The following is a 20902-nucleotide window of genomic DNA, read 5'->3' as shown; positions in this document are numbered from 1 at the left end:
CCAGGGGGCGCTACGGCGCACACGGCGCCGTGGTGCGGAGGCGTACGGCGCCGGGCCTGTGGCCAGACGGGCTCGCGGCGCCGACTCCTGTGCCGGTCTCGTCGTCGGCTCCTGCGCCGCCGCGTCGGCTCCTGCGTCGGCGCTGACGTGCGCTCGCGCACAGGGGCCGACTCACAGTCAGGCCGACTCGCGTCAGGCGGGCCGGTGGTGGCCGTAGTGGGCGGTGGCGGTAGGACAGTCGCGCGGGTGAGTGAGGCGCCGGTGGCCGGCAGTGGCGGTGGCGCGGTCAGTCCGCGTTCGCGGCGGCCTGTCGGTGCTGATGGGCGAGCCGTTCGCCGATCGTGCGCAGGCCGTCCAGGTCGTGTACGTCACCGGGCAGTGCGGCCACTTCGGCCATGGACACATCCGGGTGCAGCGCCGTGAAGCGGTCACGCGTGCGCCGCTCGCGGGCCAGTAGCCGCATACGGTCGGCGTGCAGCCGCAGCAGCCCGGCCGCGAGCACAGCGACATCGTCGTGGCCGTTCGGCGTGCCGTGGGCGGACGCGCGGTCGGTGGCCGACCGCGCGTCGGGGATCGTTCGCTCTGTCGTCGTCTCGGTGGTCTCGTTCCCCCCAAGTGTGGTGACGGACCGGGCTGGGCCGGGGTTCTCGGAGGCGGGGGAGCCGTCCTCGGAATCCGCTGGACCGGCCGATGGAGCGTCGCGATGCAGACTCTTCCCGCCATCGCGATCCACAATGCCGCCGTCCTCAAGATTTTCGGCCGCCGCCAGCGCACGCTCGGCGCTCAGCCCCGCCGCGTCACTGTCGTGCATCCGGTTGAGCACCAGTCCGGCCAACGGCATCCGGTCGGCGGCCAGCCGCTCCACGAAGTACGCGGCCTCGCGCAGCGCGTCCCGTTCCGGCGCCGCTACGACGAGGAAGGCGGTGCCCGGCGCCTGAAGCAGCCGGTAGGTGGCGTCCGCGCGGGTGCGGAAGCCGCCGAACATGGTGTCCATGGCGGCCACGAAGGTCTGCACATCGCGCAGCAGACCCGCGCCCAGCAGCTTGTTGAGTGCCCCGGTGAAAAGCGAGAGCCCCGCCATGCCCAGGTTGACGACCTTCATCCCGGCTCGGCCGCCGACCCGCGCCGGGGCCATCATCAGCTTGATGAACTTCCCGTCCAGGAACGATCCGAGACGCTTGGGCGCGTCCAGGAAGTCCAGCGCGGAGCGGGAGGGCGGGGTGTCCACCACGATCAGGTCCCACTCGTCGCCCGCCCGCAGCTGGCCGAGCTTCTCCATCGCCATGTACTCCTGCGTACCGGCGAAACCGGTGGACAGCGACTGGTAGAAGGGGTTCTCCAGGATCGCCTTGGCGCGCTCGGGATCGGCGTGCGTCTCGACGATCTCGTCGAACGTCCGCTTCATGTCGAGCATCATGGCGTGCAGTTCGCCGCCTGCCGTCTTGTCGATCCCGGGGACCTCGCGTGGGGTGTTGTCCAGCTCGGACAGGCCCATGGACTGTGCGAGCCGCCGGGCGGGGTCGATGGTCAGTACGACGGTTCTGCGGCCGCGCTCGGCGGCGCGAACGCCCAGGGCGGCGGCCGTGGTGGTCTTGCCGACGCCTCCGGAGCCGCAGCAGACGACGATCCGCGTCGTCGGATCGTCCAGCAGGGGGTCGATGTCCAGCGCGTCGGCGTCCAGCGGCGTGGCCATGGATGCCTCTCCTTCCCCGGATATCGCGGGTCGCACGGGTGGCACGGGTGGCTTCGGCGGCTGAGGGGGGCTTGGGCTCACGGGCGTGTGCCGTCCGTCCCGGTCGGCTGCCACTGACCCCGCAGTTCGCGGGCGAGCCCGTACAGGCCCGCCAGTTCGACACCCTCGCTGAGCAGGCCGAGCTCCCGTACCGGCAGGCCCTGTTCGGCGAGCTCCGCGCGCAGACCGCGCTCCAGCCGTACGCGCTCGGCGTGCTCTCTGCCCTGCTCCAGCAGCGGCGCCACAAGCCGTTCGGCGCGCCCTCCGCGGCGTGCGCCCCCGAGCCCGGCGCTTGCGAAGGCGCGCGCTATCTCGTCCGTGCGCTCCTGGGCCGTCAGCAGCTGCTCCTCGCCCGGCAGCTGAGGGCGCACCATGTTCACCACCACGGAGGTGGCCGGCAACCCCGCGGCCCGCAACTCGGCGATGCCGTCGACCGTCTCCTGGACTGGCATCTCCTCCAGCAGCGTCACCAGGTGCACCGCCGTCTCCGGCGACTTGAGGAGGCGCATGACGGCCTGCGCCTGGTTGTGCACCGGGCCGACCTTGGCGAGCCCCGCCACCTCCTCGTTGACGCCGAGGAAGCGCGCGATGCGGCCGGTGGGCGGCGCGTCCATCACCACGGCGTCGTAGACGGGCCGCTGCCGCTTGTCCCGGCGGCGTACCGCCTCGCACGCCTTACCGGTCAGCAGCACGTCGCGCAGGCCCGGTGCGATGGTCGTCGCGAAGTCGATGGCGCCCAGTCGCTTCAGAGCGCGGCCGGCGCTGCCGAGCTTGTAGAACATCTGGAGGTAGTCGAGCAGCGCCCGCTCGGCGTCGATGGCCAGCGCGTACACCTCACCGTTGCCGTGCGAGACGGCGATCTTGCGCTCCTCGTACGGCAGCGGTTCCGTCTCGAAGAGCTGTGCGATCCCCTGGCGGCCCTCCACCTCGACGAGCAGTGTGCGCCGGCCGCCGTGTGCCAGCGCCAGCGCGAGTGCGGCGGCGACCGTCGTCTTGCCGGTCCCGCCCTTGCCGGTCACTACGTGAAGCCTGCTCACGGCTGGGAAGCCTAATTCGTTGCCCGGGGCTCCGGCGAGACCGGCCACCGCCGGCCGTCCGACCAGCGCTCGCGGCGGCTCCGCGCGCGGCTGTGTTCGTTAGGGTCTCCCCATGACGAAGTGGGAATACGCAACCGTGCCGCTGCTCGTGCACGCGACCAAGCAGATCCTCGACACCTGGGGCGAGGACGGCTGGGAACTGGTCCAGGTCGTGCCCGGACCGAACAACCCCGAACAGCTTGTGGCCTACCTGAAGCGGGAGAAGCAGGCATGAGCGCGGTCGAGGACAAGCTCGCCGAGCTCGGGCTGACGCTGCCGGACACCCCCACCCCCGCCGGCGCGTACGTACCGGCCGTGCAGACCGGTCGGTATGTGTACACCGCGGGGCAGGTCCCGCTGGTGAAGGGCACCCTGCCGATGACCGGGAAGGTCGGCGCCGAGGTCACGCCCGAGGAGGCGAAGGATCTGGCGCGTACGGCGGCGTTGAACGCGCTGGCAGCCGTCAAGTCCGTGGCCGGGGACCTCGACCGGATCGTCCGGGTCGTCAAGGTCACCGGCTTTGTCGCCTCCGCACAGGACTTCACCGGCCAGCCCGGCGTCATCAACGGCGCCAGCGAGCTGCTGGGCGAGGTTCTCGGTGACAAGGGCGTGCACGCGCGCAGCGCGGTGGGCGTCGCGGTGCTGCCGCTGGACGCGCCGGTGGAGGTCGAGCTGCAGGTCGAGCTGGCCGACTGAGCCGGCTCGATGGGGGCGCATCTTTCCCTGCTGGCCGCCCCATCTTCTTTCCGCCGCAGCGGTGGGACGTGAAACGAACGTGATCGGCGGTGCCGGACCACCTCGGCTGGTGGGCTCGGCACCGCCGGTCTCGTTCGTGGTGGACGGGTGCCGCAATGGCGGGAAGGTGCCCGGAGGGAGGGGCTCTCGAACATCGGGGCGGTGGGCCGTAGCATCCGGCCATGTCGTCCTCGTCGTCCGCCGGCAACGGCCAGTGGTATCCGCCCGAGTGGCCGGAGCGCATCCGCGCCCTGGCCGCCGGGGAGCTGACCCCGGTGGCACCGCGCAGCGCCGCCACCGTGATGCTCCTGCGGGACACCCCGGACGGGCCTGCCGTCCATATGCTGCGGCGCCGCGCCTCGATGGCGTTCGCTGGCGGCGCGTACGCGTATCCGGGCGGCTCCGTCGATCCACGGGACGCGCGCGCCGTGGACGCGGCGGGTCCGGCCGCCCCGTGGTGGGGCGAGCGGCTGGGGACCGACGAGGCCACGGCACGCGCGATCGTGTGTGCGGCCGTCCGGGAGACCTTCGAGGAGTCCGGTGTCCTGCTGGCCGGGCCCGGTCCGGACACGGTCGTCGCGGACACCACCGGGGAGGACTGGGAGGCGGACCGTGCGGCGCTGGTCGCCCACGAGCTGTCGTTCGCCGACCTCCTTGACCGCAGGGGGCTCGTCCTGCGCGACGACCTGCTGGGAGCCTGGGCGCGCTGGATCACGCCGGAGTTCGAGACGCGGCGCTACGACACGTACTTTTTCGTCGCCGCGCTCCCCGAGGGCCAGCGCACCCGCAACGCCTCGACCGAGGCCGACCGCACCGTCTGGGTCCGGCCCGAGGAGGCCGCGGCCGGCTACGACCGGGGCGAACTGCTGATGATGCCGCCCACCATCGCCACCCTGCGCCAGCTGGCGCCGTACGGGACGGCAGCGGAGGCACTGACCGCCGCCGGACAGCGCGACCTGACGCCCGTACTCGCGCGCGCTCGCCTGGAGGGCGGCCAGATCGTGTTGAGCTGGCCAGGACACGACGAGTTCACCAAGAGGATCGATCCCGCATGACCGACGCCGCAGCACTCCCCGGCCAGCCGCGCGGCGGCACACTCGACGGCCAGGCCAGTCCGCGCGCCTACTGTGTGCTCGCCCCCAACCCGTCGCCCATGACGCTGGACGGCACCAACACCTGGATCGTGGCCGAGCCCGGCTCCGACCTCGCCGTCGTCATCGACCCCGGTCCGCTGGACGACGTACATCTGCGCAATGTGATCGCCACCGCCGAGCGGCAGGGCAAGCGGGTGGCGCTCACCCTGCTCACCCACGGCCACCCGGACCACGCCGAGGGCGCCGCGCGGTTCGCCGAGCTGACGGGCTCGCCGGTCCGCGCGCTCGACCCCGCACTGCGCCTGGGTGACGAGGGGCTCGGCGCCGGGGACGTCATCACCACCGGCGGCCTGGAGCTGCGTGTCGTCCCCACGCCCGGGCACACCGCCGACTCGCTCTCCTTCCACCTCCCCGCGGACGCCGCCGTACTGACCGGCGACACGGTGCTGGGGCGCGGCACCACGGTGGTCGCGCACCCGGACGGCAGACTCGGCGACTACCTCGACTCCCTGCGTGCCCTGCGCTCTTTGACGGTGGACGACGGCGTCAGCCGCGTACTGCCCGGCCACGGGCCCGTGCTCAACGACGCGCAGGGCGCCATCGACTACTACCTCGCCCACCGCGCCAAGCGGCTCGCCCAGGTGGAGACGGCCGTCGAGCAGGGGTACCGGACAGCCGCCGAGGTGGTGGCCCATGTCTACGCGGACGTGGACAGATCCCTGTGGCCCGCGGCGGAGCTGTCGGTACGGGCGCAGCTGGACTATCTGATCGAGCACGGGCTGGTGTGAGCGTCGAACCGCCGCGCGGAGGCCGTGCCCGCCGGACACGATGTAAGGGGCGCCCTCCCAGGGAGGGCGCCCCTTACATGTGCGTACGTACGGATCGGTGGGACCGGTCCCGGCGCAGGCGTCAGCGCGAGCGCTTCGCCAGCCGCTCGATGTCCAGCAGGATGACCGCGCGGGCCTCCAGCCGCAGCCAGCCGCGCCCGGCGAAGTCGGCCAGCGCCTTGTTCACCGTCTCGCGGGAGGCGCCCACCAGCTGGGCCAGCTCCTCCTGGGTCAGGTCGTGGACGACATGGATGCCTTCCTCGGACTGCACACCGAAGCGGCGGGACAGGTCGAGCAGCTGCTTGGCCACCCGGCCTGGCACATCGGAGAAGACCAGGTCGGACATGGAGTCGTTGGTACGGCGCAGCCGCCTGGCGATGGCGCGCAGCAGTGCCGAGGCCACCTCGGGGCGGGCGTTCAGCCAGGGCTGGAGGTCGCCGTGGCCCAGCCCCAGCAGCCTGACCTCGGTCAGCGCCGAGGCCGTGGCCGTACGCGGGCCCGGGTCGAACAGGGACAGCTCGCCGATCAGCTCGCCGGGGCCCAGCACCGCCAGCATGTTCTCCCGGCCGTCCGGCGAAGTACGGTGCAGCTTCACCTTGCCTTCGGTCACCACATAGAGGCGGTCACCCGGGTCACCCTCGTGGAAGAGGGCCTCACCGCGAGCGAGCGTCGTCTCCGTCATGGAGGCGCGCAGCTCAGCGGCCTGCTCCTCATCGAGCGCCGCGAAGAGCGGGGCGCGCCGCAGAACGTCGTCCACGAGTTCTCTCCTTGTCGACCTGCCCATGGGGTCCGTGGAACCCATGATGCCGGACGGTGAAACCATGCGATCAGTCACAGCAATCAGTCACAAGTTTGACGCACGCATGCTGTGACCCCCAACGCGGGGCGCGCTAGGGCTCTGGATCAGCCGCGTGTGCCACGAATGTCGGTGGGCCCCTTTACGCTGGCCGAGTGTCCACCACCGCGGGAAGCGCACGGACAGAGAGGGGGCTGGGCGGGTGACGGAAGCAGAGGATTCCGCTGTGAGCGAACACGAGACGGCGGCTGAGGCGCCGGCGAAGAAGGCTGCCGCCAAGAAGGCCACCAAGGCTGTCAAGGCTGCCAAGAAGGCCCCCGCGAAGACCGCCACCGCGAAGACCGCCACCGCGAAGACCGCCACCGCGAGAGCCGTCTCGGCGAAGAAGGCCGGCGCCACCAAGAAGGCCGCCGCCAAGAAGGGCGCCGTCGGCAAGTCGGCAGCCAAGACTGCCCCGGCCAAGAAGTCGGCCGCGAAGCAGCCCGCTGCGAAGAAGGCCCCCGCGAAGACGACCGCCGCCAAGAAGGCTCCCGGAGGCAAGCCGGAGTCGCAGGCGTCCAAGGCGAAGCGGGCCGCGCGGATCAACGAGGCGCTGGCGGAGGTCTACTACTACGCCCATCCCGAGCTGGATTTCGAGAATCCGTTCGAGCTCCTGGTGGCCACCGTCCTCTCCGCGCAGACCACCGACCTGCGCGTCAACCAGACAACGCCCGCCCTCTTCGCCACGTACCCCACCCCCGAGGACATGGCGGCGGCCAACCCGGAGGAGCTGGAGGAGCTGATCCGTCCCACCGGCTTCTTCCGCGCCAAGGCCAAGTCCCTGCTCGGCCTCTCGGCGGCGCTGCGGGACAACCACGGCGGCAAGGTCCCCGGTTCGATAGACGAACTGGTGAAGCTGCCGGGCGTGGGCCGCAAAACGGCGTTCGTGGTGCTCGGCAACGCCTTCGGCGTCCCTGGGCTGACCGTCGACACGCACTTCGGCCGCCTGGTGCGCCGCTGGCAGCTCACAGAGCAGACGGACGCCGTCAAGGTCGAGCAGGAGATCGACGACCTGCTGCCGGAGAGCGAGTGGACGATGTTCTCGCACCGCACGATCTTCCACGGCCGCCGCATCTGCCACTCCCGTAAGCCCGCCTGCGGCGCCTGCCCGATCGCGGAGCTGTGCCCCTCCTACGGCGAGGGCGAGACGGACCCGGAGAAGGCGAAGAAGCTGCTCAAGTACGAGATGGGCGGCCAGCCGGGGCAGCGCCTCAAGCCCCCGGCCAACTACCCGGGCCGCCCCGCCCCGCCGCTGCCCTCCCGCGACCCCGTCACCGAGCCGGCAGCCGGCTCGGCCGCCGGGCCGACAGCGGGACCGGCCACCGGGCCCGCAACCGCGTCCGCGAGCGATTCCGCCACCGGAGCCGCCCGGTGACGCGTGCCGGGCAGTCCTCGGACCGAGCGGCGGAGGCTCGTGCGGCCTCGGTGCCGGTCGAGGTCAGCGGGCGAGGGCTGCCGGAGTGGCTGGTGCCCGTACGGGAGGCTGCGGAGACCGTCGAGGCGGGCCAGCTCAGCCGCTTCCTCCCGCCGCGAGACGGCGGAGGCCGCCCTTCCGCCGTGCTGGTGCTCTTCGGTGAGGGGTCGCGCGGTCCCGAGCTGCTGCTGATCGAGCGCGCCTCCAGCCTGCGCTCGCACGCCGGGCAGCCCTCTTTCCCCGGCGGGGCCATCGATCCGGAGGATGGCGATCCGCAAGGGGACGGCAGGCTGCGGGCCGCGCTGCGGGAGGCCGAGGAGGAGACGGGGCTCGACCCCTCGGGCGTGCAGGTGTTCGCCGTACTGCCCAGCCTCTACATCCCCGTCAGCGGCTTCGTCGTCACGCCGGTGCTCGGCTGGTGGCGCCGGCCCACGCCGGTGGCGCCGGTCGACCCGGCGGAGACGGCCCGCGTCTTCACCGTCCCCGTCGCGCACCTCACCGACCCCGCCAACCGGGCCATGGCCGTGCACCCGGCCGGTCATGTGGGGCCCGCCTTCATGGTCGGCCCGGCGCTGGTGTGGGGGTTCACGGCGGGCCTGATCGACCGGATCCTGCACTACGCCGGGTGGGAACGGCCCTGGGACCGCGATCGCCGGGTCTCGCTCGACTGGCACGCGTGATCGCTGTGCCGACCGGATCGCGACTGGCACGGGTGATCGCCGTACCGACCGGATCGCGACCGCCACACACGAGCGCCATACCGACCGGATCGCGACCGCCACACGTGAGCGCCGTGTCGGCCCGATCGCGCCTGGCCCGCATGAGCGCCGTACCGACCCGATCGCGACCCCCACGCGTGACCCCCGTATCGACCGGATCGGCTGGTACGCGTGACCATCGCACCCGCGCGCGCATGAGACGGTGTCTCTTCCGCTCTCCTCAGCGGCCTCGTCCGGGCGGCCGCCCGGACCATGCGCGGAGCGCGTACGGGGCGGCACCGGGAGGCGGGGAACGGATGACTGCCGAGATGGACCCGAGGCGAGGCTGATTCGGTGAACGTGCTGGACGTACTGCTGGTCGTGGCTGCCGTGTGGTTCGCGATCGTCGGCTACCGCCAGGGCTTCGTCGTCGGCATCCTGTCGGTCCTCGGGTTTCTGGGGGGCGGTCTGGTCGCGCTGCTCGTTCTGCCGCTGCTGTGGGACGAGTTCGCCGCGGGCAACCGGCCGGGGTCGGGGCTGGCGATCGGCGCTGTGATCATCGTGATCATCTGCGCTTCCGTCGGCCAGGCCCTCACCACACATCTGGGCAACAAGCTGCGGCAGTACATCACCTGGTCGCCCGCGCGGGCCCTGGACGCGACGGGGGGCGCGCTCGTCAACGTCCTCGCGATGCTCGTCGTCGCCTGGCTGATCGGCTCCGCGCTGGCCGGTACGTCGCTGCCCACGCTCGGCCGGGAGGTGCGCGACTCCAACGTCCTGCTCGGCGTATCCCGCGTGATGCCCCAGCAGGTCAACTCCTGGTTCGCCGACTTTTCCTCCGTTCTGGCCAAGAACGGCTACCCGCAGGTGTTCGCGCCCTTCTCCAACGAGCCGATCCGCGAGGTCCCGCCGCCCGACCCCGAGCTGGCGGGCAGCCCCGTCGCGGAGCGCGCCAAGCGCAGCATCGTCAAGGTCGTGGGTACGGCAGCGAGCTGCGGAAAGGAACTGGAGGGCACCGGGTTCGTCTTCTCGCGCGGCAAGGTGATGACGAACGCGCACGTGGTCGGGGGCGTACGCCAACCGACCGTGCAGATCGGCGGCGAGGGGCAGCGCTACCTCGGCCGCGTCGTGCTCTACGACTGGAAGCGCGACATCGCCGTCATCGACGTTCCCGGGCTGAACGCGCCCGCGCTGCGCTTCGCCGAGCAGGACGCGGAGAGCGGCGGCGGCGCGATCGTGGCCGGCTTCCCGGAGAACGGCGGCTTCGACGTCCGCTCGGCGCGGGTGCGCGGCCGCATCCAGGCCAACGGCCCCGACATCTACCACCGGGGCACCGTCAGCCGGGACATCTACTCGCTCTACACCGTGATCCGGCAGGGCAATTCCGGCGGCCCGCTGCTCACCCCGGACGGCCGCGTCTACGGCGTGATCTTCGCCAAGTCACTGGACGACGACCGTACCGGGTACGCCCTCAGCGTCGACGAGGTGCGCGAGGACATCACCCGTGGCCGCACCGCCCAGCGGCCGGTGAACAGCCGGGGCTGTGCGATCTGACGAGCTCCGCGAGCCGCGCGTCCAGCGCTCGGGCTATGGGCTCGCGGCTCAGGAGCGGTTGTGCCGCAGTCTGGCGCCGACCCAGCGTGCGCGGCGACGCAGAATGCGGGGGATTCCCAGCTCGGCGTCGGCGGGATGCAGCCGGCCCGTGGCGCGCGGGGAAACCTGGCCGCGCGGGTTCCTCAGATGGCTGCGGTTACGTGCCACGTCACGGAAGTCGTGCGTCAACCCCATACCCGGGTCCCTGCCCCTGCCTCAAGGTCAGTAATCGCTCCGGGAGCCCTCAATCGGCCTATGCGCCGGGCACATGTACGAGCCGCCCTGGCGCTGGTGCCGGCGGACCAGGAGCGGGCCGGCCGGGCGGGCCGGCCGGGAGGGTCAGCGGTCCGGTTCGGGGTCGCTCAGCCAGTGGACCAGTTCGGAGGTGAAGGTCTCCGGGTCCTCCTCGTGCGGCCAGTGCCCCAGCCCGTCGAACAGCCGCCAGCGGTACGGGGCTTCGACGTACTCGCCCGACCCCGCGGCGCTGCGCGTACGCATCACCGGATCGAGCGAACCGTGCAGATGCAACGTCGGCACCCGCACCGGTCGCTTCATCCGGCGGTAGAACTGCATCCCGTCCGGCCGCGCCAGCGACCGCACCAGCCACCGGTACGGCTCCACCGAACAGTGCGCCGTGGAGGGTACGCACATCGCGCGCCGGTAGTTCTCCACCGCCAGCGCGCCCGTGTCGTCGGACGGGCCGGGCGGTTTGGGGCCGGCCCAGTCCCGGACCAGCCGCTCCACCAGCGCGCCGTCGTCCGCCACGAGCTGACGCTCCGGCAGCCAGGGGCGCTGGAAGCCCCAGATGTAGGAGCTGGCCGCCGTCTGCCGTACGTCGCCCAGCATGGCGGCGCGCCAGCGACGGGGGTGCGGCATCGAGACGACGACGAGGCGGCGGATCAGCTTGGGCCGCATCACCGCCGCCGTCCACGCCAGGTAGCCGCCCAGATCGTGCCCGACCAGCGCCGCGTCGGGCTCGCCCAGCGAGCGGATGACACCGGTCACATCGAGCGCGAGGTTGGCCGGGTCGTAGCCACGTGGCGTACGGTCGCTGCCGCCCACCCCGCGCAGATCCATCGCCACCGCCCGGTAACCGGCGTCGGCCAGTGCGGGCAGCTGGTGCCGCCATGCCCACCAGTACTGCGGAAAACCGTGCAGCAGCAGCACCAGCGGGCCCTCACCCATCTCGGCGATGTGGAACCGCGCTCCGTTGGCGGCCACGTCCCGGTGTGTCCAGGGGCCCTCGGGACGGATCACGGCCGCGGGGCTGTCTGCGAGCGTCATACGGACGAGCGTGTCACACCCTGAAGCTGCGGGCGCTCCTTGCCGCCGTTCTCCCCCGCGCGGGGGTGCGGCCTGGCGTGCGAGAGGACGGCAGCGCTCTGCTTGGCGGAGGCCATCGACTTCTGCGGGCTCTTGCTCTTGGAGACCTTCTTGAACTTGGCCAGCGCCAGCAGCAGCAGGAGCAGTGCGATCGCGATGAAGGCGCCGCCCACGATCAGGAACGACCAGGCGAGACCGAGCCCCAGGTTGTGGATCCCGTAGGCGGCGGCGAAGCTCAGCACGGGCAGTGCGAAGAGCACGAGGACCCCGGCGATCAGGGCGGCCCCGCTGCCCAGCACGCCGCGCTTGACGTCCTGCCGCAGTTCGGCCTTGGCCAGCGCGATCTCGTCGTGCACCAGTGCGGACATCTCCGCAGTGGCCGCTGCGACCAACTGGCCGAGGCTGCGGCCGTCGTCGGCTGCGCTCATCGCTGTCTCTCCCTCGCGGTAGTCAGGACCCGTCACGGTGCGGGTCCCGGGGCTTCCCTGGCCGTCGTGCCCGGCTTCCCCTGGTAGCCGGTCAGGCTCAGATCATGCCGGACCATCGTCCGTCACTTCGTGGCGAGTGGCCACCTCGGCGAGCCTGCGCTGCTCGGCGAGCCTGCGGTGCTCGGCCGCCTTCGCCTCGTGGAGCGCGGCCATCCGCAGATGGAACTCGGGGTCGTCCTCCTCGTAGATGTCGGGGACCCCGTCGCCGTCCTCGTCCCGGTCCTCGGCCTCCACCAGCGAACGGTACGTGCGGGCCCGCAGTTTGAGCACGATCCCGGCGAACACGGCGGCCAGCAGCGAACCGATCAGCACGGCGGCCTTGGCCTCGTCGGCGAGTACGACGTCGTCGGTGAAGGCAAGTTCGCTGATCAGCAGCGAGACGGTGAAGCCGATGCCGGACAGCGCGGCGATGGCCAGGACATCGGCCCAGCCCAGATCCCGGTTCAGCTCCGCCTTGGTGAAGCGCACCGCTGCCCAGGCCCCGCCGAACACCCCGAGCGTCTTGCCCACCAGCAGGCCGAACACCACGCCCAGCGTCTCCGGCTGGGTGAACACATCGGTCAGCGCCCCGCCCGAGACGGTCACTCCCGCCGCGAACAGCGCGAAGACCGGTACGGCGAGTCCCGCCGAGAGTGGCCTGACCAGGTGCTCGATGCGTGCGGCGGGTGAGGTCCCCGACTCCTCGCCCGGCCGCGTCGTACAGCGCAGCATCAACCCCATCGCGACCCCGGCGACCGTGGCGTGCACCCCGCTGGCGTGCATCAGCCCCCAGACGACGAGGGCGAGCGGTACGTACACATACCAGCCGCGCACGCCCCGGTGGTGCAGGAACCAGAAGAGCGCCAGCCCGGCGACCGCGCCCGCCAGCGCCCCGAAGCTGATACCGGCCGAGTAGAAGACGGCGATGATGACGATGGCACCCAGGTCGTCGACGACGGCCAGGGTCAGCAGAAATGCCCGCAGCGCTGAGGGCAGCCCGGTGCCGAGCACGGCCAGTACCCCCAGCGCGAAGGCGATGTCGGTCGCCATCGGTATCGCCCAGCCGCGCGGGTCGCCACCGCCGCCGGCGGAGAAGGCCAGGTAGACCAGCGCCGGGACGGCCATCCCGCACACCGCCGAGACGATCGGCAGCGCGGCGGCCCGTGGATCGCGCAGCTCACCCGCGACCAGCTCCCGCTTGAGCTCGATCCCGGCGACGAAGAAGAAGAGGGTGAGCAGCCCGTCCTTGGCCCAGTCGGCGACCGAGAGATGCAGATGGAGCGCCTCGGGGCCGAAGTGGAAGTTCCTGACGTCCTCGTAGAAGCCGCCGGCGCCGGTGTTGGCGAGCAGTAGGGCGACCACCGCGGCAGCCAGCAGCAGGGTGCCGCCGACGGTCTCGGTGCGCAGCGCGTCCGCGAGGAACCTGCGTTCGCCAAGAGGGAGCCTGCCGAGAAAGACGGAACGGCGGCTCTGCTTGTCGTCGCTGTGGGGTGGGGTGTGTGGCGGGGCGTGTGGCGAACCCATGCGGGGGCCTCCGAAAGGTGGCAGGGACACACCTGTGGTGTGTGCCGACCAGACTTCCCGGCTCGCCCACTGTCTTGTCGCGTTCTTGATGCGGTGCGACGCCGCAAGCCTAACCAAAAGAAGGAGGGGCACCCAGCCCGTGGACCGGTGCCCCTCGCTTCCGGGGTGCTCCCGCTCAGTCCTCGCTGGGCGCGCTCGGCAGCTTGGACTGGATGAGTTCCATCACCGAGGAGTCGGTGAGGGTCTGGGTGTCACCCAGCGTCCGGTTCTCCGCCACGTCCCGCAGCAGCCGGCGCATGATCTTGCCGGAGCGGGTCTTGGGCAGCTCCGCGACCGGCAGGATGCGCTTCGGCTTGGCGATCGGGCCGAGCTGCTTGGCGACGTGCGCCCGCAGCTCCTCGACCAGCCCTTCGTCCTCGGCCGCGCCGCCGCGCAGGATGACGAACGCGCAGATGGCCTGCGTCGTCTGCGGGTCGGTCGCGCCCACGACTGCCGCCTCGGCCACCTTCGGGTGCGAGACCAGTGCCGACTCGACCTCTGTGGTGGAGATGTTGTGCCCGGAGACGAGCATCACATCGTCCACCCGGCCCAGCAGCCACACATCGCCGTCGTCGTCCTTCTTGGCCCCGTCGCCCGCGAAGTACTTGCCCTCGAACCGCGACCAGTAGGTGTCCAGGAAGCGCTGGTCGTCGCCCCAGATGGTGCGCAGCATCGACGGCCACGGCTCGGTCAGCACCAGATAGCCACCGGCGCCGTTGGCCACCTCGTTGGCCTCGTCGTCCACCACCGTCGCCGCGATGCCCGGCAGCGGCACCTGCGCCGAGCCCGGCTTGGCCTCGGTGACACCGGGCAGCGGGCTGATCATGATGCCGCCCGTCTCCGTCTGCCACCAGGTGTCGACGACGGGGGTGCGGTCACCGCCGATGTGGTGCCGATACCACACCCACGCCTCGGGGTTGATGGGTTCGCCCACCGATCCGAGGATGCGCAGCGACGACAGGTCGAACTTCGCGGGGATGTCGTCACCCCACTTCATGCTGGCGCGGATCGCGGTCGGCGCCGTGTAGAGGAGGGTGACGCCGTACTTCTGCACGATCTCCCACCAGCGGCCCTTGTGCGGCGAGTCGGGCGTGCCCTCGTACAGCACCTCTGTCGCGCCGTTGGCGAGCGGGCCGTAGACGATGTACGAGTGCCCGGTCACCCAGCCGACGTCGGCGGTGCACCAGAACACATCGCTCTCCGGCTTGAGGTCGAAGACCGCGTGGTGTGTGTAGGCGACCTGCGTGAGGTAGCCGCCGGTGGTGTGCAGGATGCCCTTCGGCTTACCCGTGGTGCCGGAGGTGTAGAGGATGAACAGCGGGTGCTCGGCGTCGAAGTCCTGCGGCGTGTGCTGCTCTGACTGGCGGCCGACCACCTCGTGCCACCACAGGTCGCGGCCCTCGGTCCAGGAGATGTCCTCCTGGCCGGTCCGCCTCACCACCAGCACGTTGCGGACCTTCTCGGTGCCCGGCCGGGTCAGCGCCTCGTCGACGGCGGGCTTGAGCGCGGAGGCCGCGCCCTTGCGGTAGCCGCCGTCGGCGGTGATGACGACACGGGCGTCGGCGTCCTCGATACGGGTCGCCAGCGCGTCCGCCGAGAAGCCACCGAAGACGACCGAGTGCGGCGCTCCGATGCGGGCACACGCCAGCATCGCGACGATGGTCTCGGGAATCATCGGCATGTAGATGGCGACCCGGTCGCCCGCCTGAACGCCCAGCTCCGTGAGCGCGTTGGCCGCCTGCGAGACCTCCCGCTGGAGGTCGGCGTAGGTGAGCGTACGGGTGTCGCCGGGCTCGCCCTCGAAGTTGATGGCGACGCGGTCACCGCGACCGGCCTCCACATGCCTGTCCACACAGTTGTAGGCGACGTTGAGCTTCCCGTCCTTGAACCACTTGGCGAACGGCGGGTTCGACCAGTCCAGCGTCTCGGTCGGCTCGGTCCCCCAACTCAGCCGCCGCGCCTGCTCCGCCCAGAAGCCCAGCCGGTCAGCCTTGGCCTGCTCGTACGCCGCAGCGGTGACATTGGCGTTCGCGGCCAACTCGGCGGGCGGGGCGAACCGCCGCTCCTCCTTCAGCAGGTTGGAGAGGGAAGGACTCTCGTTCATGTCGGCTCCCGTTCCGGCAAGTGGTGTAGACCAATACCTGATACTGGCATGCTTCGTGATCGCGGGAGCCCGGTCAACCCCCAGGCGATCCTGGCACCTCCGACCCTGCTGGGTACAGCCGCAATCAGGGAGTCATTGCGTGTCGCTTCGCGCCGTTTCAGAGCTTGCCTTTCCCCTTGACGTCGGGGCGCTTCTCAGGGTGCGACGGGGTCGGGTCTGACGGCGGCGAACACCGGCTCGGACCGCTGAGCGCCAGGAACCACCGTGTCCAGCAGATAGGTCTGGGCTTCCCCGACGTGGAAGTACATGCCGTGCAGCTCCAGCGTCCCCTCGCGAAGCCGCCGGGCCACGCACGCGTGCGCCGCCAGATGCTCCAACTGCTGGACGACATTTGTCAGACAGAGCGCCTCGAGTTCGTCAGCCGTCTCCCGGTCGGCGAGGCGCGGGACGGCCTTCCCCGCCCTGCGGAACCGCTCCAGCGTCGGCCGGCCGTGCCGTAGCCAGCGGCCCAGCGGCGTCTCACCGGGGGCCTTGCCGGTGCCCTGGCCCGCTGCCGCCCCGCTGTGCAGCGCCTGCATGGCACCGCATCCCGAATGCCCGCATACGGTCACCGACTCGACCCGCAGCACGTCCACCGCGTACTCGATCGCCGCCGCCACCGACTGGTCGCCACGCTCCTCGCCGGGCGGCGGAACCAGGTTGCCGACATTGCGGACCGTGAACAGGTCACCGGGACCACTGGAGGTGATCATGCTGGTGACCAGGCGGGAGTCGGCACACGCGAGGAAGAGCTGGGAGGGCCGCTGCCCCTCCCGCGCCAGCCGCGCCAGTTCGTCCCGTACGAGCGGCGCCGTCGTGCGCTGGAAGTTCCGTACGCCGCCGAGCAGTTGGCCTCGCCGGGAGTGGGAGTGGCCGCGGTGTCTCCCCCGAGCGGGGTCGCTGGAGGCAGGTGTGTCGTAAGACGCCGGAGCGGCAGGAGGGTTGGGCGCTGCGCTCTGAGTGGCATACGCGGTGGCACCGGGGCTGTCGCCGTGCGAGCGGTCGCTGTGTGAGCGGTCGCCGTGCGGATCGTTGCCGGGGGAACCTTCGCCATACGAACCGTCGCCGGGCGAAGGGGCCCCGGGGGAGCTGTCGGTCCCCTCGGTGACCGGGCGCGTGCACTGATGGTTGCGCCAAGGCGTCCACGGCGTACACGTGTGAGCTGTCGAGGGCTCCCCGATCTCCTGCCCCGCGCGGCCTCTGACCTCCGCCTCGCCACCCGTGGCCGTATGTGCGGTCCGCCAGTCCTCCAGCGCCTCGTACGCCGCGTGGTCCATGAACGATCCCTCCAACTCCACCACTGCTTTCGCCCCCTCGGGGACCTGTGCCAGTGCCCGGCTCAGCCGGGGCACCGCCAGAAACGTCAACTGCCCCTGCACAACAGCCCGGTAGCCGCCGCCGGAGCGGGACGCGAGGTCGTCGGCCGTGTCGCGCTCCACCGTGATCCGCGTGCCCGTCAGCCGGTACAGCGCCACGACCACCGCCACCGCGATCCCCAGGCCGACCCCCTCCAGCACGCCAAGCAGTACGACAGCAACCGCCGTGATGCCGAACACCAGCGCCTCGCGGTGCCGTGCCACCTTTCTGATGTGGCCCGGGTTGATCATCCGCACGCCCACGACCATCACCAGCGCCCCCAGCGCCGCGAGCGGAATCAGCTCCAGCACCCCCACCAGCAGCCCGGCCGCCAGCAGCACCCAAACCCCTTGCAGCAGCGCCGAGTTCCGGCCGACGGCCCCGGCAGCGATGTTCGCCGCGCTGCGGACCGCGACCCCGGTGACGGGCAGCCCGCCCAGCGCACCCGAGACCGCGTTCGCCACCCCGTGCGCCCGCAGCTCCCGGTCCAGATCGCTGCGCGGCACCCGATCTCCGGCGCCCCGCGCGGCCGTCAGCTTGTCGGCCGCGACGGCGGACAGCAGGGCCTGCACGCTGGCCACCAGCGCGAGCGTCAGCACCGCCGTACCCAGCCCGAGCACCGGCCCCTCCGGAAGGTGGGGCAGCGCGTGCGAGCGCCAGGAGGGGAGCTCGACCTGGGGCAGCCGCATATCGGCCAGCACGGCGGCGAGGGTGGCCAGGCCGACCGCCGCGAGCGCGGCCGGCACTCTCCTGGTGACCGCGCCGAGCGCGCCGCCCTGCTCCTTCAGCCGGGGCCAGGCCAGCAGCACGACGACGGTCAGCCCGCTGACGGAGAGAGCGGCGGGCTGCACCGATGTGATCCGCCCGGGCAGCTCCAGCGCGTTGGTGAGCGGCGAGCTGTCGGGGGCGCCGCCGAGCATCACATGGAGCTGGGCGAGCGCGATGGTGCCCCCGATCCCCGCCAGCATCCCGTGCACAACAGCCGGGCTCACGGCGAGGGCGGAGCGAGCCACCCGCAGGCAGCCGAGCCCGATCTGGGCGAGCCCGGCCAGGACAGTGATCGCGCAGGTGGTCCGCCAGCCGTACTGCTGGATCAGCTCCGCCGTGATCACCGTCAGCCCTGCCGCGGGGCCGGTGATCTGCAACGGAGCCCCGCCGAGCCAGCCGCAGACCAGTCCGCCCACCACTCCCGCCACCAGCCCGGACTGGAGCGGGGCACCGGCGGCCAGTGCGATGCCGAGTGAGAGCGGCAGCGCGATCAGGAAGACCGTGACGGATGCGGAGAGGTCGGCTGACCAGCGCTGACGTGCGGAGCGCTGCGGGCGGGCGAGCGGGCGGCTGCACACCGGGGTGCGGTGGGGCATCGCGACTCCTCCCGAGATCGGCACACTGCGTAATCGCCTGATTACTTCCAGGTGGAAGTAAAAGAACAGTAATACCGAGTAAAGCCTTGGCGAAGCGCGGAGTGGCGTCTGGCTGCCTCTGTTCCACCCATCGAGTGAAGGACGCCGAAAAAGCCGCTTGTCCTATTTGTCTTATTAACGTCTCGTGCCACTTTTATCCGCGTGGCAGCGCCGGTCCCGACCGGTGACCGACGAGGCAAGGCGAGAGGACGAGGTGAGCCGATGGCAGCCACGCGAAGAAGACCCGCTCTCACCGCCGCGGTCCCGGCGGCGGTGGCGCTGTCCCTGGCCGCGGGCGGGTGCTCCGGCAGCGACGACGCGCGACGGCTGGAAGAGACCCCCGGCGCGGCGCCGCAGGCCAGACCGCAGGCCAAAGTCCAGCTCCTGGGCGACGGTTCGACCTCGCTGACGGGACCCCAGCCCTTCCAGCCCACCCCGCGCAGGCTCGCGCCCGGCAAGAAGCCCCCGCAGTTCGTCGTCTTCTCCTGGGACGGGGCCGGCGAGGACGGCAAGAAGCTCTTCTCCCGCTTCCGCAAGGCGGGCAAGAAGTACGGCGCGGCCCAGACCTACTTCCTCAGCGGTGTCTACGCGCTGCCGGAAGACGAGGCGAAACGTTACTCCCCGCCCGGTCACGCCCAAGGTGCATCTGACATCGGCTACCTCAAGGACAAGAACGTGCGTGCCACGCTCCGGCAGGTCCGTGAGGCGTGGCTGGACGGCAGCGAGATCGGAACCCACTTCAACGGCCACTTCTGCGGACCCGGCGGCGTGGGGTCCTGGTCCGTCGAGCAGTGGCGGAGCGAGATCAAGCAGGCCCGCTGGTTCGTCCAGAACTGGAAGACAACGACGGGCTGGGAGAAGGCCCGGGCCCTCCCGTTCGACTACAGGCGCGAGCTCGTCGGCGGCCGTACCCCGTGTCTCGAGGGGCAGGAGAATCTGCTGAAGGCCGCCCGTCAGATGGGCTTCCGCTACGACTCCAGCGGCAACGGCACTCAGGTGTGGCCGGGAAAGCGGTACGGGCTGTGGGACCTGCCGCTCCAGGAGGTGCCCTTCCCCGGGCGGCAGTTCGAGACGCTGTCGATGGACTACAACTTCCTCGCCAACCAGTCCGGCTCCATCGACGGCCCGGTGGAGAAACGGCCCGTCTGGAAACGGCAGATGCGTGACGGTCTGCTGCAAGGCTTCCAGCGCGCCTACGAGGGCAACCGCGCACCGCTGATCATCGGCAACCATTTCGAGAACTGGAACGGCGGCATCTACATGGACGCTGTCGAGGACGTCATGAAGACGGTCTGCCGCAAGGAGGGCGTCCGTTGCGTCTCGTTCCGCCAGCTCGTGGACTGGCTGGACGCGCAGGAGCCGCGCACGCTCGCAAAGTTGCGCACCCTGGAGGTGGGGGAGAAGCCGGCGGGCGGCTGGCGGTCCTTCCTCTCACGGAAAGCGGCACAGAGCGCCAAGGGAGCGACGTCGAGCTGACGTCGTCCCCCTGTTCCGGGCCGGGGCGGCCCGGAACAGGGCTCGGGCAGCGGAACGGTCGGAGCGCGCCGCCGGTCGTACCTCAGGCGGGTTGCGGAGCGGCCGCGGTCTCCTGCTGGTCTTCCCGCAGGACGAACGAGGGGTCCACCTGGGCCGCGAGGTCGGCGCCGGTCTTCGCGTTGCCCCAGCTCTCCGCGTTGCGCAGATGGAAGTGGACCATCTGCCGGGTGTAGCGCTCCCAGTCGCGCAGCTCGTAAGAGGCGTCCGCCATCTCGTGCAGCGCGGCCAGCGAGCGGGAGTTGTCCTCCTCCAGCTCGGCGAAGGGACGCGGGCGGCCCTTCTCCATGGCGCGCACCCAGTCCGAGTGGCCGAACGTCACCAGCAGGTCGTCACCCACTTCCTCGCGCAGGAAGTCGACGTCGTCCGCGTTCTGCACCTTGTTGCCGACGACCTTCAGCGGCACACCGAAGTCCCGTGCGTACTCCTTGTACTGCCGGTAGACGGAGACACCCTTGCGGGTCGGTTCCGCCACCAGGAACGTCATGTCGAAGCGGGTGAACATTCCGGAGGCGAAGGAGTCGCTGCCCGCCGTCATGTCGACGACCATGAACTCCTCGCGGCCGTCGACGAGATGGTTCAACAGCAGCTCCACGGCACCGGTCTTGGAGTGGTAGCAGGCCACACCCAGGTCCGACTCGGTGAACGGCCCCGTGGCCAGCAGCCTGATGTCCCCGCCGTCCAGTGCGACAGTGCGCGCACAGGCTTCGTAAACCGGGTTGTCCTCTTGTAGGCGGAGCAGCCGGGAACCCTCGCCGGGCGGCGTCGTTTTGATCATCTTCTCGGTGGAGGCGATCCGCGGGTTGCTGCCCCGCAGGTACTCCTTGATGAGCGGCAGGTGCGCGCCCATCGCGGGCAGCGCCGCGGACTCGGAGTCGTCCAGCCCCAGCGCCGCGCCCAGGTGCTGGTTGATGTCGGCGTCGACGGCGACCACGGGCCTGCCCCGGGCGGCGAGGTGACGAACGAACAGCGAGGACAGCGTGGTCTTGCCGCTGCCACCCTTACCTACGAAAGCGATCTTCATGTTCAATAGCGTAAGGTGCAGCAGGTGCCGGTTCGGCAGGCGCGAGTGAAGAAGACCACTCGATCGTGGGGTTGGGACGCTCAGCC

18 protein-coding genes are annotated in these 20902 nt (G+C 71.1%); 8 read left to right on the top strand and 10 right to left on the bottom strand.

From position 1 onward, the window contains the following. Positions 1 to 286: 286 nt before the first annotated feature. On the bottom strand, positions 287 to 1693 hold the full coding sequence (locus ACQEU8_RS16230; protein WP_433101173.1) for an ArsA family ATPase: 1407 nt from the start codon (positions 1691 to 1693) through the stop codon (positions 287 to 289). Positions 1694 to 1770: 77 nt separating this feature from the next. Further along, positions 1771 to 2769 carry an ArsA-related P-loop ATPase gene (locus ACQEU8_RS16225; protein WP_433101171.1) on the bottom strand — a complete coding sequence of 333 codons (999 nt, stop codon included), beginning with the start codon at positions 2767 to 2769 and terminating at the stop codon, positions 1771 to 1773. 112 nt (positions 2770 to 2881) lie between these two features. Here ACQEU8_RS16225 and ACQEU8_RS16220 point away from each other — a divergent pair, with 112 nt between their 5' ends. The 4 genes from ACQEU8_RS16220 (at position 2882) to ACQEU8_RS16205 (ending at position 5425) form a co-directional block, all read left to right on the top strand. After that, the gene (locus ACQEU8_RS16220) at positions 2882 to 3043 is read left to right on the top strand and encodes a DUF4177 domain-containing protein (RefSeq protein WP_003975360.1); all 162 of its coding nucleotides are present in this window, start codon (positions 2882 to 2884) and stop codon (positions 3041 to 3043) included. Beyond that, positions 3040 to 3504, top strand: a complete 465-nt coding sequence (locus ACQEU8_RS16215; RefSeq protein WP_433101169.1) for a RidA family protein — start codon at positions 3040 to 3042, stop codon at positions 3502 to 3504. Before ACQEU8_RS16220 ends, ACQEU8_RS16215 begins: the two co-directional genes overlap by 4 nt. Positions 3505 to 3725: 221 nt before the next feature. Further along, the gene (locus ACQEU8_RS16210; RefSeq protein ID WP_433101167.1) at positions 3726 to 4598 is read left to right on the top strand and encodes an NUDIX hydrolase; all 873 of its coding nucleotides are present in this window, start codon (positions 3726 to 3728) and stop codon (positions 4596 to 4598) included. After that, entirely contained in the window at positions 4595 to 5425 is an 831-nt protein-coding gene (locus tag ACQEU8_RS16205; RefSeq protein ID WP_433101165.1) for an MBL fold metallo-hydrolase, read from the top strand. The genes ACQEU8_RS16210 and ACQEU8_RS16205 overlap by 4 nt, the downstream gene beginning before the upstream one ends. A 121-nt stretch (positions 5426 to 5546) precedes the next feature. Here ACQEU8_RS16205 and ACQEU8_RS16200 read toward each other — a convergent pair whose 3' ends face one another. Next, the gene (locus tag ACQEU8_RS16200; protein WP_019355551.1) at positions 5547 to 6221 is read right to left on the bottom strand and encodes a Crp/Fnr family transcriptional regulator; all 675 of its coding nucleotides are present in this window, start codon (positions 6219 to 6221) and stop codon (positions 5547 to 5549) included. Between the two features lie 265 nt (positions 6222 to 6486). Between ACQEU8_RS16200 and nth the strand changes: the two genes are divergently transcribed. The 3 genes from nth (at position 6487) to ACQEU8_RS16185 (ending at position 9965) form a co-directional block, all read left to right on the top strand. Next, the gene (nth, locus tag ACQEU8_RS16195; RefSeq protein WP_433101163.1) at positions 6487 to 7674 is read left to right on the top strand and encodes an endonuclease III; all 1188 of its coding nucleotides are present in this window, start codon (positions 6487 to 6489) and stop codon (positions 7672 to 7674) included. After that, entirely contained in the window at positions 7671 to 8393 is a 723-nt protein-coding gene (locus ACQEU8_RS16190) for an NUDIX hydrolase (protein ID WP_433101161.1), read from the top strand. The genes nth and ACQEU8_RS16190 overlap by 4 nt, the downstream gene beginning before the upstream one ends. Before the next feature lie 372 nt (positions 8394 to 8765). Continuing rightward, entirely contained in the window at positions 8766 to 9965 is a 1200-nt protein-coding gene (locus ACQEU8_RS16185; RefSeq protein ID WP_433101159.1) for a MarP family serine protease, read from the top strand. Positions 9966 to 10013: 48 nt separating this feature from the next. On the opposite strand, the gene ACQEU8_RS16180 is transcribed toward ACQEU8_RS16185, so the two are convergent. From ACQEU8_RS16180 to ACQEU8_RS16155, 6 genes are all read right to left on the bottom strand, one after another. Then, positions 10014 to 10199, bottom strand: a complete 186-nt coding sequence (locus tag ACQEU8_RS16180) for a hypothetical protein (RefSeq protein WP_433101157.1) — start codon at positions 10197 to 10199, stop codon at positions 10014 to 10016. Positions 10200 to 10343: 144 nt separating this feature from the next. Next, on the bottom strand, positions 10344 to 11288 hold the full coding sequence (locus ACQEU8_RS16175; protein WP_433101155.1) for an alpha/beta fold hydrolase: 945 nt from the start codon (positions 11286 to 11288) through the stop codon (positions 10344 to 10346). After that, positions 11285 to 11755, bottom strand: coding sequence for a phage holin family protein (locus ACQEU8_RS16170; RefSeq protein ID WP_433101153.1), 471 nt, complete (start codon positions 11753 to 11755; stop codon positions 11285 to 11287). Before ACQEU8_RS16170 ends, ACQEU8_RS16175 begins: the two co-directional genes overlap by 4 nt. A gap of 102 nt (positions 11756 to 11857) precedes the next feature. Continuing rightward, on the bottom strand, positions 11858 to 13318 hold the full coding sequence (gene nhaA / locus ACQEU8_RS16165; RefSeq protein WP_433101151.1) for a Na+/H+ antiporter NhaA: 1461 nt from the start codon (positions 13316 to 13318) through the stop codon (positions 11858 to 11860). Positions 13319 to 13493: 175 nt separating this feature from the next. After that, a complete protein-coding gene (acs, locus tag ACQEU8_RS16160) occupies positions 13494 to 15461 on the bottom strand; it encodes an acetate--CoA ligase (protein ID WP_433101149.1) in 1968 nt (655 codons plus the stop codon). Between the two features lie 194 nt (positions 15462 to 15655). Continuing rightward, positions 15656 to 18220, bottom strand: coding sequence for a bifunctional SulP family inorganic anion transporter/carbonic anhydrase (locus ACQEU8_RS16155; protein WP_433101147.1), 2565 nt, complete (start codon positions 18218 to 18220; stop codon positions 15656 to 15658). A 261-nt stretch (positions 18221 to 18481) separates the two neighbouring features. Here ACQEU8_RS16155 and ACQEU8_RS16150 point away from each other — a divergent pair, with 261 nt between their 5' ends. Continuing rightward, positions 18482 to 19735, top strand: coding sequence for a hypothetical protein (locus ACQEU8_RS16150; protein ID WP_433101145.1), 1254 nt, complete (start codon positions 18482 to 18484; stop codon positions 19733 to 19735). An 82-nt stretch (positions 19736 to 19817) separates the two neighbouring features. Here the strand turns inward: ACQEU8_RS16150 and ACQEU8_RS16145 are convergent, their stop codons facing one another. Then, complete coding sequence (locus ACQEU8_RS16145) at positions 19818 to 20816, bottom strand: ATP-binding protein (RefSeq protein WP_433101143.1); 999 nt, start codon at positions 20814 to 20816, stop codon at positions 19818 to 19820. Positions 20817 to 20902 lie beyond the last annotated feature (86 nt).

It is taken from the genome of Streptomyces sp. CA-250714, from assembly GCF_050936705.1.
Classification (GTDB): domain Bacteria; phylum Actinomycetota; class Actinomycetes; order Streptomycetales; family Streptomycetaceae; genus Streptomyces.
This window is presented reverse-complemented; position numbering and strand designations above follow the sequence as displayed.

Coding starts and splice junctions, on each gene's coding strand:
- ACQEU8_RS16180 (WP_433101157.1), bottom strand. CDS start 10,199: ATGGGGTTGACGCACGACTTCCGTGACGTGGCACGTAACCGCAGCCAT.
- ACQEU8_RS16150 (WP_433101145.1), top strand. CDS start 18,482: ATGGCAGCCACGCGAAGAAGACCCGCTCTCACCGCCGCGGTCCCGGCG.
- ACQEU8_RS16215 (WP_433101169.1), top strand. CDS start 3,040: ATGAGCGCGGTCGAGGACAAGCTCGCCGAGCTCGGGCTGACGCTGCCG.
- ACQEU8_RS16155 (WP_433101147.1), bottom strand. CDS start 18,220: ATGCCCCACCGCACCCCGGTGTGCAGCCGCCCGCTCGCCCGCCCGCAG.
- acs (WP_433101149.1), bottom strand. CDS start 15,461: ATGAACGAGAGTCCTTCCCTCTCCAACCTGCTGAAGGAGGAGCGGCGG.
- ACQEU8_RS16210 (WP_433101167.1), top strand. CDS start 3,726: ATGTCGTCCTCGTCGTCCGCCGGCAACGGCCAGTGGTATCCGCCCGAG.
- ACQEU8_RS16205 (WP_433101165.1), top strand. CDS start 4,595: ATGACCGACGCCGCAGCACTCCCCGGCCAGCCGCGCGGCGGCACACTC.
- nhaA (WP_433101151.1), bottom strand. CDS start 13,318: ATGGGTTCGCCACACGCCCCGCCACACACCCCACCCCACAGCGACGAC.
- ACQEU8_RS16230 (WP_433101173.1), bottom strand. CDS start 1,693: ATGGCCACGCCGCTGGACGCCGACGCGCTGGACATCGACCCCCTGCTG.
- ACQEU8_RS16145 (WP_433101143.1), bottom strand. CDS start 20,816: ATGAAGATCGCTTTCGTAGGTAAGGGTGGCAGCGGCAAGACCACGCTG.
- ACQEU8_RS16175 (WP_433101155.1), bottom strand. CDS start 11,288: ATGACGCTCGCAGACAGCCCCGCGGCCGTGATCCGTCCCGAGGGCCCC.
- ACQEU8_RS16220 (WP_003975360.1), top strand. CDS start 2,882: ATGACGAAGTGGGAATACGCAACCGTGCCGCTGCTCGTGCACGCGACC.
- ACQEU8_RS16170 (WP_433101153.1), bottom strand. CDS start 11,755: ATGAGCGCAGCCGACGACGGCCGCAGCCTCGGCCAGTTGGTCGCAGCG.